The sequence below is a fragment of the Salipiger sp. HF18 genome, from assembly GCF_011806505.1.
Taxonomy (GTDB): domain Bacteria; phylum Pseudomonadota; class Alphaproteobacteria; order Rhodobacterales; family Rhodobacteraceae; genus Salipiger; species Salipiger thiooxidans.
In genome coordinates this window covers 1-5,023 of record NZ_JAATOS010000297.1, presented here as the reverse complement: position 1 = coordinate 5,023, position 5,023 = coordinate 1, and the positions used below count along the sequence as shown (strand labels likewise).

Annotated in this window: 3 protein-coding genes and 3 pseudogenes; 3 read left to right on the top strand and 3 right to left on the bottom strand. The window is 68.6% G+C overall.

The genetic code is table 11. The features are described 5' to 3' along the window. From HC022_RS18930 to rsxA, 3 genes and pseudogenes are all read right to left on the bottom strand, one after another. Positions 1–910, bottom strand: a 910-nt coding sequence (locus tag HC022_RS18930; protein ID WP_167453456.1) for an RnfABCDGE type electron transport complex subunit C, incomplete at its 3' end; no start/stop codon positions are given. Continuing rightward, positions 903–1,431 (bottom strand): annotated as a pseudogene (locus tag HC022_RS18925) (RnfABCDGE type electron transport complex subunit B). The gene HC022_RS18930 and the pseudogene HC022_RS18925, both read right to left, overlap by 8 nt. Before the next feature lie 41 nt (positions 1,432–1,472). Further along, positions 1,473–2,042, bottom strand: a pseudogene (gene rsxA, locus HC022_RS18920) (electron transport complex subunit RsxA). On the opposite strand from rsxA, the pseudogene HC022_RS29890 reads away from it, so the two are divergent. The 3 genes and pseudogenes from HC022_RS29890 (at position 1,957) to HC022_RS18900 (ending at position 4,942) form a co-directional block, all read left to right on the top strand. Further along, positions 1,957–3,446, top strand: a pseudogene (locus HC022_RS29890) (FAD:protein FMN transferase). The pseudogenes rsxA and HC022_RS29890 overlap by 86 nt on opposite strands. A gap of 229 nt (positions 3,447–3,675) precedes the next feature. Beyond that, positions 3,676–4,218, top strand: a complete 543-nt coding sequence (locus HC022_RS18905; protein WP_008883752.1) for a peroxiredoxin — start codon at positions 3,676–3,678, stop codon at positions 4,216–4,218. A gap of 226 nt (positions 4,219–4,444) precedes the next feature. Continuing rightward, on the top strand, positions 4,445–4,942 hold the full coding sequence (locus tag HC022_RS18900; protein ID WP_167453455.1) for a superoxide dismutase family protein: 498 nt from the start codon (positions 4,445–4,447) through the stop codon (positions 4,940–4,942). The last annotated feature ends 81 nt before the right edge of the window (positions 4,943–5,023 follow it).

Here is a 5,023-nt window from a genome sequence, read left to right as displayed (position 1 = left end):
CCACGAGCAGCACACCGGGGTTGGCAGCGGCGCCTTTCAGCCGCGTGGCGAGCGACAGGCGCAGGGTGTGGGGCGCGGCGCTCATGGCTTCTCTCCCAGTGACAGCGGCTTGCGCGAGCGGGTGCGGCGGAAGATGCGGGGGCGGATGTAGGTGTCGATGAGCGGCGTGCATCGGATATTGCGTCGGCACCATGCGGACCTCGAGCGGGTAGCCCATGCCGATGTTGTGGCGGCGCATGGCGGCGGCGGCCTCGGGCTTGTTGCTTTCGATGGCGACGATGATCCGGTCGACGCCAAGCGCGAGGGCCATGATCCCGGCGCCATCCGCAACCTCCTCGGCGCTCTCGCGCAGGAGCCGGTCGTCGCAGGTGAGGTAGGGCTCGCATTCCGCGGCGTTGATGATGAGCGTGTGCAGGGTGTAGCGGTCGCGGAGGTTCAGCTTGACCGCCGCGGGAAAGGTGGCACCGCCCATGCCGACGATGCCCGCCTCGGCGACGCGGGCGGCGATCTCTGCGGGATCGGCGTCCTCGGGGCGCAGGCGCGGCAGGCGCGGGCTCCAATCGTCCTTACCGTCGGCGCGAATGGTGATGGTGGGCACAGGCAGCCCCGAAGGGTGGGGCGCGGGGAAATGCCCGACGGCGATCACCGTGCCCGAGGTCGGCGCGTGCAGGTTGGCCGAGATCGGCCCGCGCGAGCGGGCGATGAACTGGCCCTTGAGCACGTGGTCATCGCGCGAGACCAGCGGCTCGGCCGAGGCGCCGAAATGCTGCTGAAGCGGCACCCGCAGCAGGCCGGGGACGGGCACCGGCCCGGTCGCGCAGGCGGCGCTCAGGAACTTGCGGGTCTCGGGATGGACCCCGCCGCGCACCCGCGAGAAGAGGGAGGAGAAGAAGGCGCCCATCTTACGCATGGCCTCCCCCGCTGAAGGCGGCGGCGGGCTTTTCCCAGTACCAGCTCTTCAGGGTGCGGGGCTTCGAGCGCAGGATGATCGCCTCGGTCGGGCAGACCTGCGCGCAGGCATCGCAGCCGGTGCAGGCGTCCCAGATCACCGTGTGGATCTGCTTGGCGGCGCCCACGATGGCGTTGGTCGGGCAGCGCTTGAAGCACTTGGTGCAGCCGGTGCAGTGGTCCTCGAAGATGAAGGCCACCTGCGGCTCGATCTCGGTCATGCCCGACAGGTCCGCCCCGCCGCCGCAGTCGACGCCGACGATCTCGGTCAGCTGCAGCGCCATGTCCCGGCCCCCCGGCGGGCAGAGCGTCACCGGGGCGATGCCCCCGGCAATGGCCTCGGCAGCCGGGATAGCCGCACTGGCCGCAGTTGGTGCCGGGCAGGACCTTTTCCATCTCGTCGATCACCGGTGGCGTCTCGACGTGGAACTTCTTGGCGGCGGCCCCGAGCAGGAGCCCGAGACCAAGCCCGAGGGCGGACATGGAGGCGGCGGCGGCAATCATCTGTGTCTGGTCTCGCTGGATCAGTTCGGAACAAGGCCCGCGAAACCCATGAACGCCATGGACAGCAGGCCGGCCGAGATGAAGGCGATGGGCGGTCCGGCAAAGGGCGCGGGCACCGACAGTTGCGCCTGCCGGCGAAGATCACGAGGACCACGGTGAACCCCAGCGCCGAGCCGAAGCCGTATAGCAGGCTATGCGCGAAGCCGTGGCGCTCCTGGATGTTCAGCAGTGCCACCCCCCAGCACCGCGCAGTTGGTGGTGATGAGCGGCAGATAGATGCCGAGCGCCCGGTAGAGCCACGGCGCGAGCTTGCTCATGACGACCGCGGTGAACTGCACGATGGCGGCGATCACGAGAATGAAGCTCAGGATGCGCCGGAAGCCGAGGTCGAGCGGGATCAGGATCAGGGTCTCGACCGCCCAGCTTGCCAGCGAGGCCAGCGTCAGAACGAAGGTGGTGGCACGCCCCATGCCCACCGCCGCGTCGATCTTGCGCGACACGCCCATGAACGGGCAGAGGCCGAGGACCTTCACCAGCACCACGTTGTTTACCAGCGCCGTGCCGAGAAGGATCATGAAGACCTCTTGCATGCGGGTCTCCGTCAGGCTTCGGGAGGGGGCCTGCCCCGGGGCTGCGTCTGGTGCCCCCCGGGACGTCGGCGTCCTTGGCTGTTGTCGGAGCAAACACCGTGCCAGGCGGTCTCGGGGGGGCGTGCGGGCCGCGTCGCGCGGGGGCTTTTCGCGCGGATCTTCCGGGGCCGTTGGGGCTGTGGCGCCGGCTTGCCGCCTCTGTCCCGGGCCGGCGGATGTTGGCGCCAGCAGGCCGGTTGTCGGGTTGCCGACAAAATGTCCGACAGGGGCCTCGTGCGTCTTGGCGCATGGGCCCGTCACCACCGGATCGGGCTACCTCCGCGAGACATCGTGCCTGGCACGGTCCTTGCTGATCCCCGGGAAAGCCTCCGCGCTCCGGGGGCGAGAGGATCAGGAGGCCGCCATGGCGAAGTCACAGCTTACCTTCACCGACGTCGATCTGACGGTGAACGTGCCCGCCGGCACCCGGATCATCGAGATCTCCGAGAAGATCGGCGCCGGCATCACCTACGGCTGCCGCGAAGGCGATCGCGGCAGCTGCCTGACCCGCGTGCTCGAGGGGGCCGAGAACCTGTCCGAGCCTTCGGCGCAGGAGCTGCGGGTGCTGAAGGAAACCCTCGCCGGCCACAACGACTGGCTCTCCTGCCAGAGCGGCGGGCGCTTCGATCCCGCGATCGGCGCGCTGGTGGCGCTCTGGGGCGTCCACGAGGACAGCCCGCCCGAGGGCGAAATGCCCGACGCCGCCGCCGTCGCGGCGCTCACGGCACGCGCGCCTCGGATGAGCGATCTGCGCTTCGACGGCGATACGGTCGGCTCGGTGAACCCGGCGGTGCAGCTCGACCTCGGAGGCTACGCCAAGGGCGCACGTTGGACCTCGCGGGCACGGTCCTGCGAGCGCGCGGCATCGGCGACGCGGTGCTTAACGCCGGCGGCGACGTCAACGTCATCGGCAGCCACGGCGACCGGGCGTGGCGCGTCGCGATCCGCGATCCCTTCGTCTGGGGCGCGGTGGGCGCGATCTCGCTGGCTTCGGGCGAGGTGCTCTACACCCCGAGCAATTACGAGCGCTTCTTCGAACACGAGGGCGCGCGCTTTGCCCATATCATCGACCCGCGCAGCGGCTGGCCGGTGCAGGAGATCGTCTCGGTCTCGGTGCTGGATACCGACGGCAGCCGCGCCGATGCGGCGGCCACGGCGCTCTCGGTTGCGGGCCGCAGCGAGTGGCCGCAGGTCGCCGCCGACATGGGCGTCGATTCGGTGCTGATGATCGCCGACGACGGCACGATGCTGGCGACGCCCGCGATGATCGCGCGGCTCGAACCGGCGGCAGGCCGGTTTCCGAAAGCGGTGGAAATCGTGCAATTGCCGCCGCCCTCGGCAGGCGCCCGCTGCGCGGAAGATTGATGTCGGGAAAAGTCCCGTCCGGGACTCGACAATTCCATCATGACGGCCGACAAGCGCCTCGTGCTGCATGGCTTTCCGTCGGGGAGGGCGGGCTGGCACGGAGCTTGCTTCACCAGTTCCGTACCTCCCGGGTTCGACGGTCGACCCGCCTTGCACACGCTTCGGGAGGAGAGTCCGGCCCCGCGCCGGATGCACAGAGACAGATCGTGTTTTCGACAGGAGTGAAGCCATGAAAACCAACGCCAAGCTGCCCGATGTCACCTTCCGCACCCGTGTGCGCGACGAATCCATCGAGGGCCCGAACCCGTTCCGCTGGCAGGACATGACCACTGCCGACTATTTCGCAGGCAAGCGCGTGATCCTGTTCTCGCTGCCGGGCGCCTTCACGCCGACCTGCTCGACCTACCAGCTGCCGGGCTTCGAGAACAACTTCGAAGAGTTCAAGGCCAACGGCATCGACGAAATCTACTGCCTGTCGGTCAACGACAGCTTCGTGATGAACCAGTGGGCCAAGGCCCAGGGCATCAAGAACGTCAAGGTCATCCCCGATGGCTCGGGCGAATTCACCCGCCGCATGGGCATGCTGGTGAACAAGGACAACCTCGGCTTCGGCCCGCGCTCCTGGCGCTATGCGGCCATCGTCAACAACGGCGTGATCGAGGCATGGTTCGAAGAGCCCGGCCTGATGGACAACTGCCCGGACGATCCCTACGGCGAGTCCTCGCCCGAGACCCTGCTGTCCTACCTCAAGCAGGCCGTTGCCGCCGAGTGATCGGACGACAGGGACGGGCGCCTGCCGGTCCCGACCAGTTCAGACGCCCTCGCAGGTCACTGCGGGGGCGTTTTTCTTTTCCGGCCCGGAGCTTGTCAGGAGCGGCCATTGCGGGCAGGTCCGGGGCGCGGCCCGTCGGTGGTCACGAGAAGTTTGAGGAACCTCCGCCGCGGGCGGGCGGTTGGCCCATGTGATACGATCACGTGACACGAACACGGAGGACCTCATGATGAAACGTCTCGCCCTTCTCAGCACCGTCGCCGCCCTCATGGCGGGCCCGGCCCTTGCCGCCACCGCGACCGCAACGGTCAACGATGCCGAGGGCAACTCGATCGGCACCGTCACCGTCGAGGACACCGCCTCGGGCACCGCGCATGTCACGATCGACCTGACGGACATCCCCGAGGGCGTCCACGGCATCCACATGCACGAGACCGGCGATTGCTCGGCCGACGACTTCAGCTCGGCCGGTGGCCACATCGCGGGAGATGCCGAGCACGGCATCATGGCAGAGAACGGCCCCCATCCGGGCGACCTGCCCAACGCCCACGTGGGTGAGGATGGCGTGCTGATGGTCGAGGCCTTCAAGCCTGACTTCTCGGTCGAGGAGTTCCTGATGGACGATGACGGCGCGGCCTTCGTCGTGCACTCGGGCGCCGACGACTACGAGAGCCAGCCCTCGGGCGACGCGGGTGGGCGGATCGCCTGCGGCGTCTTCGAGTAAGACCGGCCTTCCGGGAAACAGAAGGGCCCCGAGGCAGCGTCCTGCCACGGGGCCCTTTTCTTTTGGCCGGCGCCCGGCTGT